16 protein-coding genes are annotated in these 18,406 nt (G+C 72.8%); 5 read left to right on the top strand and 11 right to left on the bottom strand.

The window, feature by feature from the left end; all coding sequences use genetic code 11:
• Positions 1-53: 53 nt before the first annotated feature.
• From argF to M4J07_RS38525, 4 genes are all read right to left on the bottom strand, one after another.
• Entirely contained in the window at positions 54-1,070 is a 1,017-nt protein-coding gene (gene argF, locus M4J07_RS38540) for an ornithine carbamoyltransferase (protein ID WP_255980121.1), read from the bottom strand.
• Positions 1,071-1,200: 130 nt separating this feature from the next.
• The gene (locus M4J07_RS38535; RefSeq protein ID WP_255980119.1) at positions 1,201-2,430 is read right to left on the bottom strand and encodes an arginine deiminase; all 1,230 of its coding nucleotides are present in this window, start codon (positions 2,428-2,430) and stop codon (positions 1,201-1,203) included.
• A 160-nt stretch (positions 2,431-2,590) separates the two neighbouring features.
• On the bottom strand, positions 2,591-5,143 hold the full coding sequence (locus M4J07_RS38530) for a polynucleotide kinase-phosphatase (protein ID WP_255980117.1): 2,553 nt from the start codon (positions 5,141-5,143) through the stop codon (positions 2,591-2,593).
• The gene (locus M4J07_RS38525; RefSeq protein ID WP_255980115.1) at positions 5,140-6,642 is read right to left on the bottom strand and encodes a 3' terminal RNA ribose 2'-O-methyltransferase Hen1; all 1,503 of its coding nucleotides are present in this window, start codon (positions 6,640-6,642) and stop codon (positions 5,140-5,142) included. Before M4J07_RS38525 ends, M4J07_RS38530 begins: the two co-directional genes overlap by 4 nt.
• A gap of 81 nt (positions 6,643-6,723) precedes the next feature.
• Here M4J07_RS38525 and M4J07_RS38520 point away from each other — a divergent pair, with 81 nt between their 5' ends.
• Together M4J07_RS38520 and M4J07_RS38515 are read left to right on the top strand one after the other, a co-directional pair.
• Positions 6,724-7,647: an LLM class F420-dependent oxidoreductase gene (locus M4J07_RS38520; protein ID WP_255980113.1), complete on the top strand. Its 924-nt coding sequence runs from the start codon at positions 6,724-6,726 to the stop codon at positions 7,645-7,647.
• A 286-nt stretch (positions 7,648-7,933) separates the two neighbouring features.
• Positions 7,934-8,122, top strand: coding sequence for a hypothetical protein (locus M4J07_RS38515; RefSeq protein WP_255980111.1), 189 nt, complete (start codon positions 7,934-7,936; stop codon positions 8,120-8,122).
• 46 nt (positions 8,123-8,168) lie between these two features.
• Here M4J07_RS38515 and M4J07_RS38510 read toward each other — a convergent pair whose 3' ends face one another.
• The 7 genes from M4J07_RS38510 to M4J07_RS38480 all read right to left on the bottom strand — a co-directional run bounded on the left by M4J07_RS38510 (position 8,169) and on the right by M4J07_RS38480 (position 14,115).
• Positions 8,169-8,660 (bottom strand): DUF6099 family protein, encoded by a 492-nt coding sequence (locus M4J07_RS38510; protein ID WP_255980109.1) that lies wholly within the window; start codon positions 8,658-8,660, stop codon positions 8,169-8,171.
• Positions 8,661-8,809: 149 nt separating this feature from the next.
• Positions 8,810-9,178, bottom strand: coding sequence for a nucleotide pyrophosphohydrolase (locus M4J07_RS38505; RefSeq protein WP_255980107.1), 369 nt, complete (start codon positions 9,176-9,178; stop codon positions 8,810-8,812).
• The gene (locus M4J07_RS38500; RefSeq protein WP_255980105.1) at positions 9,175-10,341 is read right to left on the bottom strand and encodes an ATP-binding protein; all 1,167 of its coding nucleotides are present in this window, start codon (positions 10,339-10,341) and stop codon (positions 9,175-9,177) included. The genes M4J07_RS38505 and M4J07_RS38500 overlap by 4 nt, the downstream gene beginning before the upstream one ends.
• A gap of 177 nt (positions 10,342-10,518) precedes the next feature.
• Positions 10,519-10,905, bottom strand: a complete 387-nt coding sequence (locus M4J07_RS38495; protein WP_255980103.1) for a cell division protein SepF — start codon at positions 10,903-10,905, stop codon at positions 10,519-10,521.
• 94 nt (positions 10,906-10,999) lie between these two features.
• Positions 11,000-12,337 carry an FtsX-like permease family protein gene (locus M4J07_RS38490; RefSeq protein WP_255980123.1) on the bottom strand — a complete coding sequence of 446 codons (1,338 nt, stop codon included), beginning with the start codon at positions 12,335-12,337 and terminating at the stop codon, positions 11,000-11,002.
• 12 nt (positions 12,338-12,349) lie between these two features.
• Entirely contained in the window at positions 12,350-13,156 is an 807-nt protein-coding gene (locus M4J07_RS38485; RefSeq protein WP_255980101.1) for an ABC transporter ATP-binding protein, read from the bottom strand.
• A 116-nt stretch (positions 13,157-13,272) separates the two neighbouring features.
• Complete coding sequence (locus M4J07_RS38480; RefSeq protein ID WP_255980099.1) at positions 13,273-14,115, bottom strand: ABC transporter ATP-binding protein; 843 nt, start codon at positions 14,113-14,115, stop codon at positions 13,273-13,275.
• Positions 14,116-14,310: 195 nt separating this feature from the next.
• On the opposite strand from M4J07_RS38480, the gene M4J07_RS38475 reads away from it, so the two are divergent.
• Genes M4J07_RS38475 through M4J07_RS38465 form a run of 3 tightly spaced genes read left to right on the top strand, consistent with a single transcriptional unit; the run spans position 14,311 to position 18,403 of the window.
• Complete coding sequence (locus M4J07_RS38475) at positions 14,311-16,503, top strand: MMPL family transporter (RefSeq protein WP_255980097.1); 2,193 nt, start codon at positions 14,311-14,313, stop codon at positions 16,501-16,503.
• A 5-nt stretch (positions 16,504-16,508) separates the two neighbouring features.
• Positions 16,509-17,750: a sensor histidine kinase gene (locus M4J07_RS38470; RefSeq protein WP_255980095.1), complete on the top strand. Its 1,242-nt coding sequence runs from the start codon at positions 16,509-16,511 to the stop codon at positions 17,748-17,750.
• Complete coding sequence (locus M4J07_RS38465) at positions 17,747-18,403, top strand: response regulator (protein WP_255980093.1); 657 nt, start codon at positions 17,747-17,749, stop codon at positions 18,401-18,403. The genes M4J07_RS38470 and M4J07_RS38465 overlap by 4 nt, the downstream gene beginning before the upstream one ends.
• Positions 18,404-18,406 lie beyond the last annotated feature (3 nt).

Genomic DNA, 18,406 nt, shown 5'->3' with positions numbered 1-18,406 from the left:
AAGGTGTTCCGGCCCCACCAGTTTGAACCTTTATGCGCTGTCAGTGCTGTTTGTCACAGTTGGCCGAGCGTGGCGACCATGATCGCCTTGATGGTGTGCATCCGGTTCTCGGCCTCGTCGAAGACGACGGAGTGCGCCGACTCGAAGACCTCGTCCGTGACCTCAAGGGACTCCAGGCCGTACTTCGCGTGGATCTCGCGGCCGACCTTGGTGCCCAGGTCGTGGAAGGCGGGCAGGCAGTGCAGGAACTTCACGTCCGCGTTGCCCGTGGCGCGCAGCACGTCCATCGTCACGGCGTACGGCGTGAGGGACGCGATGCGCTCGTCCCACACCTCCTCGGGCTCGCCCATGGAGACCCAGACGTCGGTGACGACGAAGTCGGCGCCGGCGACGCCCTCGTCGACGGCCTCGGTGAGGGTGATCCGCGCGCCGCTCGCCGCCGCCAGCTCCCGGGCCCTGGCGACGATGTCGTCGGCGGGCCAGTAGGACTTCGGCGCCACGATCCGCACGTCCATGCCGAGCAGGGCGCCGGTGACCAGGTACGAGTTGCCCATGTTGAAACGGGCGTCGCCCAGGTAGGCGAAGACCATCTCGGTCAGCGGCTTGTCGCTGTGCTCGGTCATCGTGAGCACGTCGGCGAGCATCTGGGTGGGGTGCCAGTCGTCGGTCAGGCCGTTGTAGACCGGCACGCCCGAGAACTGCGCGAGGGTCTCCACCGTCTCCTGCGCGTCGCCGCGGAACTCGATGGCGTCGAACATCCGGCCGAGCACCCGGGCCGTGTCCTTGCTCGACTCCTTCTTGCCGATGTGCGAGCCGGCCGGGTCGATGTACGTCGTCGAGGCGCCCTGGTCCGCGGCGGCGACCTCGAAGGAGCAGCGGGTGCGGGTCGACGACTTCTCGAAGATCAGCGCGACGTTCTTCCCCTTGAGGTGCTGCACCTCGGTCCCGGCCTTCTTGGCGGCCTTCAGCTCGGCGGCCAGCTCGACCAGACCGCGGAACTCCTCGGCGGTGAAGTCCGCCTCCTTGAGGAAGTGGCGGCCGAAGAGATCGGGACGCTGGGCTGTCGCCATGGGGCGCTCCTGGGGTGGGACGGGGACGGGACGGAGGACGTGGACGATGAGATCCGGACGCGACCTCGCACGAGATCACGATGGAAGTCTATACGACCATCCACATTTATATTCAGTCCGGTCCGTCCCGCTACCCGCCCACCGGGTCCCGCTGCACCGGACAGCTCATGCAGCGCGGCCCGCCCCGGCCCCGCCCGAGCTCGCTGCCGGGGATCTCGATCACCTCGATGCCCTGCTTGCGCAGATACGTGTTCGTCGTGGCGTTCCGCTCGTACGCGACCACGACGCCGGGCTCGACCGCCAGCACGTTGCACCCGTCGTCCCACTGCTCGCGCTCGGCGGCGTGCACGTCCTGCGTCGCCGTCAGGACGCGGATCTCGCTCAGGCCGAGCGCCGCCGCGACGGCCCGGTGCATGTGCTCCGGCGGGTGGTCGGTGACCTTCAACTCCCGGGCGGAGGTGCCCGGTTCGATGGTGTACGAGCGCAGCATGCCGAGCCCCGCGTACTGCGTGAACGTGTCGCCGTCGACCATCGTCATCACGGTGTCCAGATGCATGAAGGCCCGCCGCTTCGGCATGTCGAGCGCGACGATGGTGCGCGCCGAGCCCGCCGCGAACAGCTTGTGCGCGAGCATCTCGACGGCCTGCGGCGTGGTGCGCTCGCTCATCCCGATGAGGACGGCGCCCTGTCCGATGACGAGGACGTCACCGCCCTCGATGGTGGACGGGTAGTCGGCCTGGCCCTGGGACCACACGTGGAACGGCTCGTCCCGGAACAGCGGATGGTGCCGGTAGATCGCCTCGAAGTGGACGGTCTCGCGCTGCCGGGCCGGCCAGCGCATGGCGTTCACGGAGACCCCGTCGTAGATCCAGGCGGAGGTGTCCCGGGTGAAGAGGTGGTTGGGCAGCGGCGCGAGCAGGAAGTCGTCCAGGTCCATGGCGTGGAAGCGGACGGACGTCGGCTCGGGGTGCGCCGCGAGGAACTCCCGCTTGGTCATGCCGCCGATGAGCGCCTCGGCGAGCTCCTGGGACGGCAGCGTCTCGAAGGCGGCCCGCAGGTGGTCGGTGGCGAGCGGGCCGTACTCCTTCTCGTCGAAGACGCGGTCCAGTACCCGGGTGCGGGCGGCGTCCACGTCGAGGGCCTCGGTGAGCAGGTCGCCGAAGAGGTGCACCGTGACGCCGCGGTCGCGCAGGACGTCGGCGAAGCCGTCGTGCTCCTGGCGGGCGCGGCGCACCCACAGCACGTCGTCGAAGAGCAACTGGTCCTTGTTGCTGGGCGTGAGCCGCTTCAGCTCCAGATCGGGCCGGTGCAGGATGACGCGGCGCAGGCGCCCGGCTTCGGAGTCGACTTGGAATCCCATGCAGCCATCCTTCCCGGGGTTGGCCGGTTTGCGCGATCGCGCCGTTGCGGGTTGGTCGATGGTGGGCGGGTGCGGGTGCGTGGGGGCTGGCCGCGCAGTTCCCCGCGCCCCTGAAGGCATGCGCGGCGCGCGGCCGGCCCCCACCGGCCCGCAGCCTGACTCACAGACGTGGGTCGACCGGCTCCGACTCCAGGGCCAGGACCGCGAAGACCGCCTCGTGGATCCGCCACAGCGGCTCGCCCTCCCCGAGCCGGTCCAGGGCCTCCAGGCCCAACCCGTACTCACGGATCGCCAACGACCGCTTGTGCCCGAGGAACCGCTGCCGCAGCTTGGCCAGGTTCTCCGGCCGCGTGTACTCCGGCCCGTAGACGATCCGGAGGTACTCGCGCCCGCGGCACTTGATGCCGGGCTGCACGAGCCGCCCCTTGCCGTCCCTGACCAGCGCCCCGACCGGCTTGACGACCATGCCCTCGCCGCCGCGCCCGGTCATCTCCAGCCACCAGTCGACACCGGCCCGCACCGACTCCGGGTCCCCGGTGTCGACGAACAGCCGCCGCGTGGTCTGCAGCAGCCCGCTGACGTCGTGCTCGACGACCCGGTCGATCAGCGCGAGCTGCTCGTCGTGCGGCAGCCCGGCGAGCGACCGGCCCCGGGCGGCCAGGATCTGGAAGGGTGCGAGCCGCACCCCGTCGAGCCCGTCCGTGGTCCAGCAGTAGCGCCGGTACGCCTCCGTGAACGCGGCGGCGTCGGCCGCGCGCTCCCGCTGCCGGTCGAGGAGGCCGCCCATGTCGACACCGCGCCCGGCCGCCGCCTCCAGCGCACCCAGCACGCCCGGGAACGCCGCGCCGGACGCCGCGCCCACCGCCGCGTACTGCGAGCGCAGCAGCCCGGACGCCTTCAGCGACCACGGCATCGACTCGGCGTCGAGGAGCAGCCAGTCGGTGTCCAGCTCCTCCCACAGCCCGGCCGCCGTGACGGCCTCCCGCACCCTGCCGAGCACGGCCTCCGTCGTCTCCCGGCTGTCGAAGAACGGGCGGCCGGTGCGGGTGTACAGGGACCCGGTGACGCCCGGGTCGTCCACGCCGAACCGCTCCCGCGCCGCCGCCGCGTCCCGGCACACCAGCACCACGGCCCGCGACCCCATGTGCTTCTCCTCGCACACGACGCGGGCCACCCCGTCGGCGGCGTACTGCGCGAACGCCTCGGCCGGGTGCTCCAGATAGCCCGCCACCTCGGACGTGGCGGTGGGCGCCATGGTCGGCGGCAGGTACGGGACCAGCCGCGGGTCGACCGCGAACCGGCTCATGACCTCCAGCGCCGCCGCCGCGTTCTCCTCGCGGACCGCGACGCGCCCGCCGTGCCGGGTCTCCACGGTCCGGCGGCCGTGCACGTCGGCGAGGTCGAGCGGCCGGCCCTCGTGGCCGCCGGGCGCCTCGGTGGCCAGCGGCCTGGCCGGCTCGTACCAGACCCGCTCGGCCGGTACGTCGACGAGCTCGCGCTCCGGCCAGCGCAGCGCGGTGAGCTTGCCGCCGAACACGGCGCCGGTGTCCAGGCAGATGGTGTTGTTCAGCCACGTCGCCGTGGGGACCGGGGTGTGGCCGTAGACCACGGCGGCCTTGCCGCGGTAGTCCTCCGCCCACGGGTAGCGCACGGGCAGCCCGAACTCGTCGGTCTCGCCCGTGGTGTCGCCGTACAGCGCGTGCGAGCGCACCCGGCCGGAGGTCCGCCCGTGGTACTTCTCGGGCAGCCCCGCGTGGCACACCACGAGCCTGCCGCCGTCGAGCACGTAGTGGCTGACGAGGCCGCGGACGAACTCCCGCACCTCGGCCCGGAACTCCTCGCTCTCCGCCTCCAGCTGCTCGACCGTCTCGGCGAGCCCGTGGGTGTGCTGCACCTTGGCGCCCTTGAGCCAGCGGCCCAGCTTGTTCTCGTGGTTGCCGGGCACGCACAGCGCGGTGCCCGCCTTCACCATCGCCATGACGCGGCGCAGCACGCCCGGGGTGTCGGGCCCCCGGTCGACGAGGTCGCCGACGAAGACCGCGGTGCGCCCCTCGGGGTGCGCGCCGTCCACGTAGCCCAACTTGCCGAGCAGCGTCTCCAGTTCGGCGGCGCAGCCGTGGATGTCGCCGATGATGTCGAACGGGCCTGTGAGGTGCGTCAGGTCGTTGAACCGCTTCTCCCGGACGATGCCCGCGCCCGCCACCTCCTCGGCGCCGCGCAGGACGTGCACCTTGCGGAACCCCTCGCGCTCCAGGTGGCGCAGGGAACGGCGCAGTTCGCGGGTGTGGCGGGTGATGACGCGGCGGGGCATGCCGGCCCGGTCGGTCCGCTGCGCGTTCCGCCGGACGCACTCGTCCTCCGGGACGTCGAGCACGATGGCGATCGGCAGCACGTCGTGCTCGCGGGCGAGGTCGACCAGCTGGCGGCGGCTCTCCTGCTGCACGTTGGTCGCGTCGACCACGGTCAGCCGGCCGGCCGCCAGCCGCTTGGCCGCGATGTAGTGCAGGACGTCGAACGCGTCGCCGCTGGCGCCCTGGTCGTTCTCGTCGTCGGCGACCAGGCCGCGGCAGAAGTCGCTGGAGATGACCTCGGTGGGCTTGAAGTGGGCGCGCGCGAACGTGGACTTGCCCGATCCGGACGCCCCGATCAGGACGACGAGGGCGAGGTCGGTGACGGGCAGCGTCCGCGCGCTGCTGTTCTCAGTGGTGGTCATGCGGCCTTCGCCTCCTTCTCGGTCGTGGTGATCGTGGTGGTCGTGGTGGTCGTGGTGTCGGGGGCCGCCAGGGTGAACACGGCCATCTGCGTGGGCGGCCCCACCTCGGGGTCGTCCGGTCCGACGGGCTCGTACCGCACCTGGTAGCCGTGCCGTGCGGCCACCCGCTCCGCCCACTCCCGGAACTCGGCCCGGGTCCACTCGAAGCGGTGGTCGCCGTGCCGGACGTGACCGGCGGGGAGGGTCTCCCAGCGCACGTTGTACTCGACGTTCGGCGTGGTCACGAGGACGGTACGGGGCCGCGCGGAGCCGAACACCGCGTACTCGAGGGCGGGCAGCCGCGGCAGGTCGAGGTGCTCGACGACCTCGCTCAGCACGGCGGCGTCATAGCCCTTGAGCCGCTTGTCGGTGTACGCGAGCGAGCCCTGGAACAGCCGCACGCGGGACGCCTGCCGCTCCCCCATGCGGTCCAGCTTGAGCCGGCGGGAGGCGATCGTGAGCGCCCGCACCGACACGTCGACCCCGACGATCTCCGTGAACCGCACGTCCTTGAGCAGCTCCTGCACCAACTGGCCCTGCCCGCAGCCGAGGTCGAGCACCCGGGCCGCCCCGGACGCGCGCAGCGCGGCGAGGATCGCCTCCCGGCGCCGGACGGCCAGCGGCACGGGCCGCTCCTCGGTGTCTGCCTGCTCGTCCACGGCGTTGTCGATCTCCTCGACGGCCGTGTCGTCGGCCTCCGCGAGCCGCACCAGCTCCAGACGCTCCATGGCCTGCCGGGTCAGCGACCAGCGGCGGGACAGGTAGCGGCTGGTGATCAGCTTCTGCTCGGGGTGCCCGGCCAGCCAGCCCTCGCCCGCGCGCAGCAGCTTGTCGACCTCGTCGGCCGAGACCCAGTAGTGCTTCGCGTCGTCGAGCACCGGCAGCAGCACGTACAGGTGCCGCAGCGCCTCGGCGAGCCGCAGCTCCCCTTCCAGGACCAGCTGCACGTACCGCGAGTCGCCCCACTCGGGGAACTGCGCGTCCAGGGCCACGGGCTCGACGTGCACCGTCCAGCCGAGCGGCTCGAACAGGCTCCGTACCAGGTCGGGGCCGCCGCGGGCCGGCAGTGCGGGCACCTCGACGCGCAGCGGCAACGGCTCCTCGGCCCGCTCGGGGCGCGCCTTGCACACCCCGCGCAGCGCGCTGGAGAAGACGGTGCTCAGGGCGACGGCGAGCAGCGACGACGCGGCGTACGGCCGGTCGTTCACGTACTGGGCGAGCGCCGCGTCCGGGGCACCGGTCTTCCCCTTGCCCTTGCCTCGCCTCACCAGGGCCACCGGATCCACTTCCAGGAGCAGCGCGGCCGTGCACCGCTCCGCGCTCGCCTCGGGGTAGAGGACGTGCGCGGTGCCGTAGGAGGTGGAGAACGCCTGCGCGTTCTCGGGATGCTTGTGCAGCAGGAACCCGAGGTCGGTCGCGGGGCGTTCAGGGGTACCGGTGGTACTGATCGTCAGGAACACGCCACCCAGTCTCCCCGGTGGGCACGACGGCGACCAGCGAGTTTTCCCGGCGGGGAGCGGCCGCCGGGCATCATGGCGGGTATGGATCTTCGCGTATTCACCGAGCCGCAGCAGGGTGCCACCTACGAGACGCTGCTCCGCGTCGCGCAGACGGCCGAGGAGTTGGACTACGGAGCGTTCTTCCGGTCGGACCACTATCTCCACATGGGCTCCGTCGACGGGCTGCCGGGGCCCACGGACGCCTGGACGACGCTGGCCGGTCTGGCCCGCGAGACCAAGCGGATCCGGCTCGGCACCCTGATGACCGCGGGTACGTTCCGGCTGCCGGGCGTGCTCGCGATCCAGGTGGCCCAGGTCGACCAGATGTCGGGCGGCCGCGTCGAGCTGGGGCTCGGCTCCGGCTGGTACGCGGAGGAGCACGCCGCGTACGGCATCCCGTTCCCGAAGGAGAAGTTCGGGCGGCTCGAGGAGCAGCTCGCCATCGTGACGGGGCTGTGGGAGACGCCCGTCGGACAGCGCTTCACCTTCGACGGCACCTACTACCAGCTGAAGGACTCCCCCGCCCTGCCGAAGCCCGCCCAGTCGCGCGTGCCGGTCCTGGTCGGTGGTCACGGCGCGAAGAAGACCCCGGCCCTGGCCGCCCGGTTCGCCACCGAGTTCAACATTCCGTTCGCCTCGATCGCCGACACCGAGCAGCAGTTCAAGCGGGTCAGGGCGGCGGCGGCCGCCCACGGGCGCGCGGACGACGCGCTCGTCTACTCCAACGCCCTCGTCATCTGCGTCGGCCGCACCGACGCCGAGGTGAAGCGGCGCGCGGACGCGATCGGCCGGGACGTCGACGAGCTGAAGGCGAACGGGCTCGCGGGCTCCCCCGCCGAGGTCGTGGAGCGCATCGCCGCGTACCGGGCCGTCGGCTCGCAGCGGATGTATCTGCAGATGCTCGACCTCGACGACCTGGACCACCTGGAGCTCATCGCGGCCGAGGTGGCACCGCAGCTCTCCTGAGCCGCCCATGGGGACGTCCGGTCCCGGGGCCCGCACGCCCGTGCGGGCCCCGGTCCTCGAACAGGCGTCAACTCCGCAGGTCCCGCCGGCTCACGCCACCCCGGTCGGGTGAAAATGCGTCAACCCGGAACGTGGTGGCGGCCCGCCCCAGTGACCCGGCGCGTCCGGTGATCGTTGGCCGGGGCGGAGCCGGACCGCCCGGCCCCCGCGCCGGCGGTCGCTGCCGGGCGTCACTTGCGTCAACTGCCCTTTCCCCAGCGGAAGGGCGAGGGCCGAGGAGGCCGTCATGTCCCAGGAAGCCGTGCCCGAGCAGGCAGTGCACGATCCGTCCGTGCCCGAGCAGCAAGGCGCACCCAAGGGTCTGTTGCAGCAGATGGAGGAGCTGATGGCGGCTCTCAACGCCGATCTGTCGCAGCTCGACGCCGACCTCCAGCAGTCCCCGGGCACGTCGCGTCCGACCGCCGAGGACGTCTGACGGTGCACTTCCCGCCGGGAGCGCCCGCCGAAGGGTCAGCTCCCGGTCAGGCCGCCGAGTCCGAGCCGGGCTCCGGCGCGGGCCCGGACAGCCGGCTGTCGTGCTCCGGCAGCCGCCGCAGTATCTCCAGGACGCGGTCCCTGGACTCGTCCGCCGAGTCGATCGCTTCCATGCACTGCCAGTAGGCCCCCTCCTCGAACGATTCGCTCGCCACGCCGACGAGCGCGATCCCCACGTCGCCGAGCAGCGCGCCGAGTCCCGTCAACGCCTGGCGCACCTCGCCCAGTTCGGTCAGCTGCGCCGCCCGTATCCCACCGGCCCCCACCACCGGCACCGCGGAACCGCCGCTGCCACGCGCGCCCGCCTCGGCCAGTCCTCGCGCCTCGCCCCGTAATTCCGGCGGCCCGTGCAGCGCGAGGCGCGCACCTATCGCCTGTGCAAGTGCCTGTGCCTGCCACGCCTCCCTCATGATGTCCGGCGCGTCCTGGCTCTCCGCCAGGGCCCGTCGGCCGACCCCGATGAGCCGCACCGCATCCATCGCGTCCCCGTCCGTCCTGCCCGAACTCCCTTGTCCACTACCCAGAGTGAAGGTCTGTGCGACGAAAAGCCAGAGGAAGCCCGAAATCTGTGGACACGGAATCCGATGTGGATATTTCTATGACTCCATAGAGTGACGGAACGGGATCTCTAGCCGCCCGGCGCGGGCGGGACCGGGAACCGGCTCTCGTTGCGGTCGATCTTCGCGGCGAGAGCGGCCAGCGCGTCGATGCCGAGCACCTCGCACAGTTGCAGGAGATAGGCGAGGACGTCGGCGACCTCGTCCTCGACGCGGTGGGCGGACGCCGGGTCGTCCATCACGCGGGCGGACTGCTCGGGGGTCAACCACTGGAAGATCTCGACCAGTTCGGACGCCTCGACGCTGAGCGCCGCGGCCAGGTTCTTGGGTGTGTGGAAGGGCTGCCAGTTCCGCGCGGCGGCGAACCGGGAGAGCCGCTGCTGCAGCGCCGCCACGTCGAGGGGGGCCGGTCCCGGCCGGTCATGGGTTCCGTCTGTCACGGCTTCAGGTCTACCACCGCCGCGCCGTGCGTCCGCGCCGCCCGGTCCGCGCCCGACCCCTCGCCCACCGCGGCGACGAGGCGGATGTGGCCGCGGGCGCACATCCGCACGGCCAGTTCGGTGAGTGCGGCGCCCTGGGCGGGGTCGAGCCCGCGGTCGAAGCCGTCGGCGAGCACGGTCAGGGTCTGATAGGCCTCCGGGACCTCGGCGGCCGCGTCGACCTCCAGCACCCGGGGTCCGGTGAGCAGGACGAGGGCGAGGGCCAGGTACCTCAACTCGCCGTCCGCGAGGCGCTCGACGGGGGTGCGCAGTCCGGCGCCGCGCTCGACGACGGCCCGTACGGCGTCGCCCGCGGCGGGCTCGGTGAGCACGTCCTCGACGGGGGCCGCGAGTCCCGCGCGGGCCGCGGCGACCAGCAGAGCGTGCCGGGTGCCGCACTCGGCGCGGGTGCGGTGCAGCACCGCCGCGAGGTTGTCGCAGCCGCCGAGCAGCCGGTCGGCGCGGACGGACACCGGGACGCGCATCCGCGCGGGGTCCGGGTCGCAGGCGAACGCCGAGCGCAGGCCGACGACCGTCTGCTCCGCCGCGGCGAGGACCCGGCGCTGCCCCTCCGTGCGGCCCGACACCCGCAGCGGGAGGAGGGCCGTGCCGAGGAGGTCGTCGGGGAGCGGGGCCCGGGTGACCGGCACGGAGCCCGCGGTGTGCCAGGCCGCCTGGACGTCGCGGCGGCCCGGGTCGCGCAGGGCGGTCTCCAGGTAGGTGATGCCGGGACCGGTCAACCGCTCGCCCACGATGCGCAGTTCGGGCTCGGCCTGCACCGCGAGGTCGAGCCGGACGGGTCCGACGGGGCCCGCGACGGTGCAGCCGATCCGGAATCCGCGGCGCTGCTGGGCGTCGGGGCGGGCCCGTTCGGGAACGTGTCCGCGCGGATCGGGGAACACCTCGGCCAGCTCCGCCCCGCCGCTGAGCCGGGCGAGTGCCCCCAGTGCCCGCAGCGCGCTGGTCTTTCCGCTGCCGCTCGGTCCGGTGAGGACGGTGAACGGGGCGAGGGGGACGGTGACGCCTCGGTGGCCGGCGAAGGCCGAGAGCCGCAGTTCGGTCACGCACGGGCGGTCCGGGGACGCGTCGGGTAACGGGGACGCGCCCCGCAGGAGCACGGTCATGCCGCGAACGTAGGCGGGAAGGCCACCGCAGAACCGTTTTTCCGCGATGACCTTCCTACGATCGGGGGACTATGCCGCCCGGGATTGCCGGAGCACCCGGGCCGACCCGGCGCCGCGAGATCCGGCCCGGCGTCGTGAGAACCGGTGCCGCCGTCCCCTGGAGAACCGGCCCCGCCCCTACGAGAGGGCGCCCGCCCCGGCCACCAGCCCCTGGACCTCCGTGCCGGGCGGCGCCAGCAGGAAGACGTTGCGGTCGACGCGGTGCATGCCGCAGCCGAGGCCGAGGACCACGCCGCTGCTGAAGTCCAGGACCCGCTTGGCGACTTCGGTCTCGGCCCCGGTCAGATCCAGCAGGACCGGGATGCCGGACATCACGGTCTCGGCGACCTCGCGGGCGTCACCGAAGACGTTCACCCGCAGCACGACGAAGCGGCGTCGCGGCTCCGTCTCCACTTCCGGCATCGCCCGGTGGTCGACCGCTGACGGCCACTCATTGCGGCTGCGCAGCGGTACGACCTGGGCGAGCCCTTCCCACTGTTCGTCGGTGACGTCGTGGCCGTTCACTGCCCCCACCCCGTCCGGGCTCGCACTGTTGTCTGCACCGGCCAATTCTTACGCCATGTCACCCGTTCAGCCCAACACCGACACGGACCGGTGCCTAAGCCGCAAGCGCCACGGCTTCCACCGCGGGCACCCGCACCCCGCGCCGGGCCGTCGCCAGGCTGGTGACCAGCGTGGCCGCCGTGGCAACGGCCACCACCGTGATCCAGATGCCGAGGCCCTGCCCGGGAAGGAGCCCGTCGGTGCGCACGGCGGTGAACGGGAGGATGCCCGCCAGCGCCGCGAGTGTGCCGAAGAACACTCCGGTGACGGTGAGGACGACGCCCTCCACGGCGACGGTTCCCAGCACTTGGGCCGGGGTCGCGCCGGCGAGGCGCTGCTGGCCGAACTCCCGGACGCGGTAGGACGTGGCGGCGTACAGGGAGTTGATGAGCATGATGCAGGCGAAGACGACGATGATGCCGACCACGGTGAAGTTGAGCGTCTCGAGGTTCTTGTCCTCGATCGACCTGGTCAGCCCCGAGGCCTTGATCGCGTCGTTCTCGACGGCCTGCATGTACAGCGTCGCGGTGGCCATGCCGGTGAACAGGATCAACGGCATCAGGACGCCGGAGAGTTCGGCGGCGCGCTGTCGCATGTTCCGTACCGTCAGATAGCCGCTCGCGCCGGTGAGGGCGGTCACCAGGGGTTCGACGCGGCCGAGGACGGTGCGCAGCAGGCGCGTCGAGACGAGGGCGAAGCCGACGGAGAGCAGGATCGCCCCGTAGGCCGGTGCCGCCATGAGCGCGGCGTCGGTGGCCTTCATGGCGAACGTGGAGCACACGGCGAGCGCGCCGACGGCCAGTGCCGCCCAGGACGCGACCGTGCGGGCCCGGCCCGGCTTCCGGCGGCCGCCCGCCGCCGCCCTGGTGGCCCGGCGCACGGCGAGGAACGCGGCGCCGGCCGCGGCCAGGACGGTGACGTCGATGCCGGACATGAGGGCGATCGGCCCGAAGGAGGGGTCGACGGAGTCGGCGACCTGGCCGCTGTCCTTGAACACGTCGAGCAGGACCCGGCCGCCGAGCATCGCGGGACCGATGGCGAGGAGCGCGCCCACCAGGGCCACGACGACCGCCTCGCCGACGACCATCCGCTTGATCTGGGCCGGGGTGGCGCCCGTGCTGCGCAACAGGTCGATCTCCTCGGTGCGTTGGCGGACGTTGACCGTCAGGGTCGAGGCGACCGCGAAGAAGACGAGCAGGGTGCCGTAGCCGCCGACGACGCTCGCCGCGGTGGTGAGCGTGTCCGAGCTGACCTTGTCGACGCCGCTCGCGCCGGCGGTGTCGTACATCGAGTTGAACGTCATGATGATCGCCGCGCCGAGGAAGGCGGACAGGAGGGTCGCGAGGAAGCGGCCGGGGCGCTGGCGTACGGAGCGGGCCGCGAGTCCGAGCATCGTGAACACGGCTCACACCCCCGCCGTCACGTCGTCGCCGAGGTGCGCGAGGCGTTCGGCGACCGCGTCGGCCGTCGGCGCCGTGAGACGGCCCGCGAGGCGGCCGTCGGCGAGGAACTGGACGGCGTCCGCGTACGAGGCGGCGACCGGGTCGTGCGTCACCATCACCACGGTCCTGCCGTGCACCCGCACCGCTTCCCTCAGGAGGCTCAGCACGTCGCGGGCGCTGCGGGTGTCGAGGGCGCCGGTCGGCTCGTCGGCGAAGACCACGGACGGCTCGGTGACCAGGGCGCGGGCGATGGCGACGCGCTGGCGCTGGCCGCCGGAGAGCTGGTCGGGCCGGTGGCCGAGCCGGTCGCCGAGGCCGACGGAGCCGAGGATCCGCTCGACGCGGCCCCGGTCGACGCGCCGGCCCGCGAGCTTGAGCGGCAGGACCGTGTTCTGGGCGACGGTGAGCGTCGGCAGCAGGTTGTACTGCTGGAAGACGAAGCCGACGCGGGTGCGGCGGAACTTGGTGAGCTGCGCCTCGCTGCGGACCGGGCCGGTGCCGCCGGTCATCTCCTCGCCGTCGACGACGACGAGGCCGCTGTCGGGGCGGTCGAGTCCGGCGGCGCAGTGCAGCAGCGTCGACTTGCCGGAGCCGGACGGGCCCATCACCGCCGTGAACGTGCCGGTGGGCAGGGACAGGGTGATGTCGTCGAGGGCCCTGACCGTGGCGCCCTCGGCGTCGCCCGCGCCGTACGTCTTGGTGACCTTCACCAGGCGCAACGCCTCGGCGCGCCCGGTGTCGTGCGTCGTTCGGTGCTGGTGTCGCCTCATCGCCGATCCCCTCGTCCGGCGCACTCTGCGCCTCTCCTCAGACGCTAGGGACGGCGGGCCGCGGGGACATTGGGCGTACGGCCCGGAGCAGGGGTGTTCCTATGTACACCCCCGTCCTACGGGTGACCGCCCGACCTGGCCAGCCACCGGCCCTCGTGCCGGGTCACCTCGATGGGGCGGCCGAAGCAGGCGGTCATGCGGTCCGCGGTCAGGACCTCGTCGACGTGACCGCGGGCCAGCACCCGGCCCTCGCGCAGGAGGAGGGCGTGGCTGATCGCCGGGGAGAGTTCCTCCAGGTGGTGGGTGACCGTCACGGTCGCCAACTCCGGGCGGTTGTCCGCCAGTTGACGCATGGTGTCGATGAGGTCCTCACGGGAGGGCAGGTCGAGCGCGTTGAACGGCTCGTCGAGCAGGAGCAGCGCCGGGTCCGCCATCAGCGCGCGGGCGATGAGGATGCGGGCGCGCTGGCCGCCGGAGCAGACGCCGTACGGGCGGTCGGCGAGCTCCTTGATCTGGAGTTCGGCCAGGAGCGCGTGGGCACGGTCGCGCGCCTCGGTGTCGTAGGCCTTCCAGAGCGGCTGCACGGTGCCGGTGTGGCCGGTCAGGACGACGGTGTGGCCGGGGAGGTCCTGGGGGACGCGCTGGGAGGTGGAGACGTGGCCGATGTGGGCGCGCAGTTCGCGGACGTCGACCCGGCCGAGCCGGTGGCCGAGGACCTCGACGGTGCCGGTGGTCGGGAAGGTCGTGGCGCCGACGAGCCGCAGGATGCTGGTCTTGCCCGCGCCGTTGGGGCCGAGCAGGGCCCAGTGCTCGCCGGAGCGGACCTGCCAGTCGATGGCGTCGAGGATGACCTGGCCGGTGGTGAGGCGGCGCATGCTCGCGCCGTCGAGGGCCGCCACGAGGCGGCTGCCGCCGGTGTCCTCGCCCGCCGCCCGGTTCCCGGTGTCCTTGTCGCTCATCAGCGCCTCCCGATGCGTCGCGTTCCGGACGGACAGTAGCTGTAGTCGGCATGTATCGACCGGAGTGTCCGAGTCCTGGACCGGTGGGCCGGGGTCCGGGCCCCGGTCCGGGCCGGGGGTCCACCGGTCGGTGGACGCCAGGTTCCACCGGGCGCTGCTGTCGCCGCCCCGGCCCGCCCGACCAGCATGGACGTCATGACCAACTACCCCGTACGCATGGCTCGTTGGAGCGCTGGACATCCGTGGCGCGCGATCGCCGGATGGTTCCTGTTCGTCGTCCTCTGCCTCGGTGCCGGCATCGCCGCCGGGTCGAACCCGGCCACGTCGGCGGACTTCGGTGTCGGTGAGGCCGGCCGCGGTGAGGCGATCGCCCGGGCGGGCGGTCTCGCGCAGCGGCCCGTGGAGCGGGTGCTGATCGAGCACCGGTCCGGCGGCGCCGCCCTGGACCGGACGGCGGGCGGCGCCGTCGCCCGGGACGTCGCGGACCGGATGCGGAAGCTGCCCGAGGTGCGGTCCGTGGCCGCGCCCGTGTGGTCGAAGGACGGCCGGGCGGTCCGGGTCGACGTCACCATGGCGGGCGCCGAGCTCGACGGCAAGAAGCACGTCGACCCGTTGCGCGCGCAGACCGCCGCCGTGCAGCGGGCCCATCCGGAGCTGCGGGTCGAGGAGACCGGCGGGCCCTCCATCAGCCAGGGCGTCGACAAGCTGCGCGGCAGCGATCTGTCCCGCACCGAGCTGATCGCCCTGCCCATCACGCTGCTCACGCTGCTCTTCGTGTTCCGGTCGGTCGCGATGGCGACCGTGCCGCTGCTGCTCGCGCTGTCCTCGATCGTCGCGTCGGTGGGCCTGTCGATGCTGGCCTCGCACGTCTTCCCCGACGCGGGCGTCGGCACGAACGTCCTGCTGCTGATCGGGCTCGCCGTCGGCGTCGACTACACGCTGTTCTACCTGAAGCGCGAGCGGGAGGAGCGGGCCCGCTCGGGCGGCACGCTGAGCCCGCGGGCGCTCGTGGAACTGGCCGCGGCGACCTCCGGCCGCGCGGTGGTGCTGTCCGGTCTCGCGGTCGCCGTCTCCAGCGCCACGCTGTACCTCGCCGACGACGTGATCTTCTCGTCGATCGCCACCGCCGCCATCGTCGTGACGCTCGTCGCCGTGGTCAGCTCGCTGACCGTGCTGCCCGCGCTGCTCGTGCGGATCGGCGCGCGGGCCGAGCGGCGGGCGGCCCGCAAGGGCCGTGCGGCGGCGGTCCCCGGGCAGCCGGAGGTGCGGCACAACGCCCTGCTGCGGTTCACCGCCCGCCGTCCCGCCGCCGTCCTGACCGTCGCCGTCGTCGCGCTGCTCGCCCTCGCGGCGCCGCTGCTCGGCATGAAGCTGACCGACATGGGCCGCGAGACGCACTCGCGGCAGACCCAGGGGATGCCCGCCTTCGACCGGCTCAACGCGGCGTTCCCCGAGGTCAAGGCCATGCACCAGATCGTCGTCCGGGCCGGTGCGGATCGCGCGGGCGAGGTGGCGGGCGCGCTGCGCGACCTCGCCGACCGGATGCGGCACGACCCCGGCACGAACGGCACGTACACCCTGCGCACCTCGGCCGACCATCGCGTCACCTCGCTCCTCCTGCCGGTCCCCCACTACGTGAGCACGGCCCCCGCGCAGGACTCCCTGGAGCGGCTGCGGGAGCGCTACGTCCCGGACACCGTGGGCAGGCTGGACGGCGCGGTGGAGACCGCCGTGACCGGGGACGTCGCCCGGTACGCCGACTATCCCGCGCACCAGAAGCAGAAGCTGCCGCTGATCATCGGGGCGCTGTTGCTGGTGACGTTCGCGATGACGGTGTGGGCGTTCCGCTCGGTGGTGCTCGGGCTGGTCGGCATCGCGCTGAACCTGCTGTCGGCGGGCGCCTCGCTCGGCGTGCTCACCCTGACGTTCCAGGGGAGTTGGGCCGAGGGACTGCTCGACTTCGACTCGACGGGGTCGATCGGTTCGCGGGTGCCGCTGTTCCTCTTCGTCATCCTCTTCGGACTCTCCATGGACTACCAGGTGTTCGTGATCAGCCGGATCCGGGAGGCCGCGCTGCGCGGGGCCGGGACGCGGCGGGCCGTGCTGGACGGGGTGGGCGGATCGGCGGGCGTGGTGACCAGTGCGGCGTTCGTGATGGTGACCGTGTTCGCGAGCTTCGTGTCGCTGCACTTCATCGAGATGAAGCAGATCGGCTTCGCGCTCGCCGTGGCGGTACTGCTCGACGCGTTCGTGATCCGGGTGCTGATCCTGCCCGCGCTCATGCTGCTGCTGGGTGTGGCGAGTTGGTGGCCGTCCCGGGGTCCGGCGCGGGCCCTGCGGGAGCGGTCGAAAGCCCCGGCAGGCGCGGACCTCGCGAACGTAGGCTGATCACCATGGACAGCAGCCGGCCGCCCGTCGTCGCCCCGCTCGCCCTCGTACCCGTCGCGCACCGCTGGAACGCGGTGGTGTGGGTGCTGTGCGGACTGCTGCCGCCCGCCCTCGCGGTGGTGGACGAGCCGGCCGGCACGAAGTACCCGACGTACGTGCTGCTGGCCGCGCTGACCTTCGCCTACGCGGCCGTGGCGATGTTCCCCGGGCGGCCGTTGCTGCGGCCGGCCGCGTATCTGACGGTCCTGGCCGCCGGGCTCGGCGCCGTCTCGTACGCGATGGGCAGCGGCGCCGCCCTGTTCATCGTGTCGCTGCCGCACTTCTGGATCTACGCGTCCGGGCCGGTGGCCGCGCTGTCCTTCAGCGGGGCCGGGGCGGCCCTGACGGTCCTCGGCACGATCGCGGGACGCGAGCCGCACTCCACGCTGCTGTCCGGGAACGTGCTGTTCACGGTGATCGGGTACGTGGCCGGGGCGGGGGTGGGCCTGCTGGTGCAGCGGGTGGCCGAGCAGGGGGACGCGCGGGCCCGGCGGCTCACCGACGAACTCGTCGACACCCAGCGGGAGTTGGCCGAGGCGCACCGGATGCAGGGGGCGGCGCACGAGCGGGAGCGGATGGCGCGGGAGATCCACGACACCCTCGCGCAGGGGTTCGCCTCCATCGTGGTCCTCGCGGAGGCGGCGCGCGCCGGCCTGGAATCCGAACCGGCGCGGGCCGCCCAGCAGTTGACGTCGATCGAGCAGACGGCGCGGGAGAACCTCGCGGAGGCGCGGATCCTCGTCGGCGCCGGGCCCGCGCCGGGCGGGGTCGTCCAGGGCTCGGTGGCGGGCACGCTGCGCCGCACCCTGGACCGGTTCGCCGAGGACACCGGCACCGCCGTCGACGCCGAGCTACCGGACGACGTGGAGTGCGACCAGCAGACCCGCATCGCGCTGCTGCGCTGCACCCAGGAGTCCCTCGCCAACGTCCGCAAGCACGCCGCCGCGTCGACCGTGATCGTGGTGCTCACCCGGACCGCGTACGGCATCGAGCTCGAACTCACCGACGACGGGCGGGGGTTCGACGTGGGGGCGGCGCGCGGCTTCGGTCTCGACGGGATGCGCAGGCGGCTGGCCGAGCTCGGCGGCGAGCTGTCCGTCACCAGTTCGCTGGGCGACGGCACCCGGATCCTCGTCTCCCTGCCCGCTTCCCACGACCACGACCACGACCACGACCACGACCACCGTGACCGCCAGGAGATCTCATGACCAGTCAGGAACCCGCCGTCCTGCGGGTCGTCGTGGTCGACGACCACACGGTGATGCGCGCCGGGGTCGTCGCGCTGCTCGCGCCGGACCCGGGCATCGAGGTGGTGGGCGAGGCGGACGACGGACGGGCCGGTGTCGAACTCGTCGAACGGCTGGTCCCCGACGTGGCGTTGCTCGACCTGCGGATGCCCGTCCTGGACGGGGTCGCGGCGACCCGGGACATCGTGGCGGGGCCCAGCAGCACCCGCGTCCTGATCCTCACGACGTACGACACGGACACCGAGATCGAGCACGCCGTGGAGGCGGGCGCGATCGGCTACCTGCTCAAGGACACCTCGCGCGAGCAGCTCGTCGACGCGATCCGCTCGGCGGCGCGCGGTGAGACGGTGCTCGCGCCGCGCGTCGCCCAGAAGCTCGTCGCGAAGATGCGGCGCCCGGTGCAGGCGGCGCTCACCTCGCGCGAGGTGGACGTCCTGAAGGCGGTCGCGGACGGCCTGTCCAACGCGGACATCGGCAGGCGGCTGGTGATCGGCGAGGCGACCGTGAAGACGCACCTGCTCCGCGTCTTCGCCAAGCTGGACGTGAGCGACCGGACGCGGGCGGTGGTCGTGGCGATGGAGCGGGGGCTGCTGGACGGGCCGGGGGCCCGCTGAGCG

Source organism: Streptomyces longispororuber, from assembly GCF_024448165.1.
Lineage (GTDB): Bacteria > Actinomycetota > Actinomycetes > Streptomycetales > Streptomycetaceae > Streptomyces > Streptomyces longispororuber_A.
This window is presented reverse-complemented; position numbering and strand designations above follow the sequence as displayed.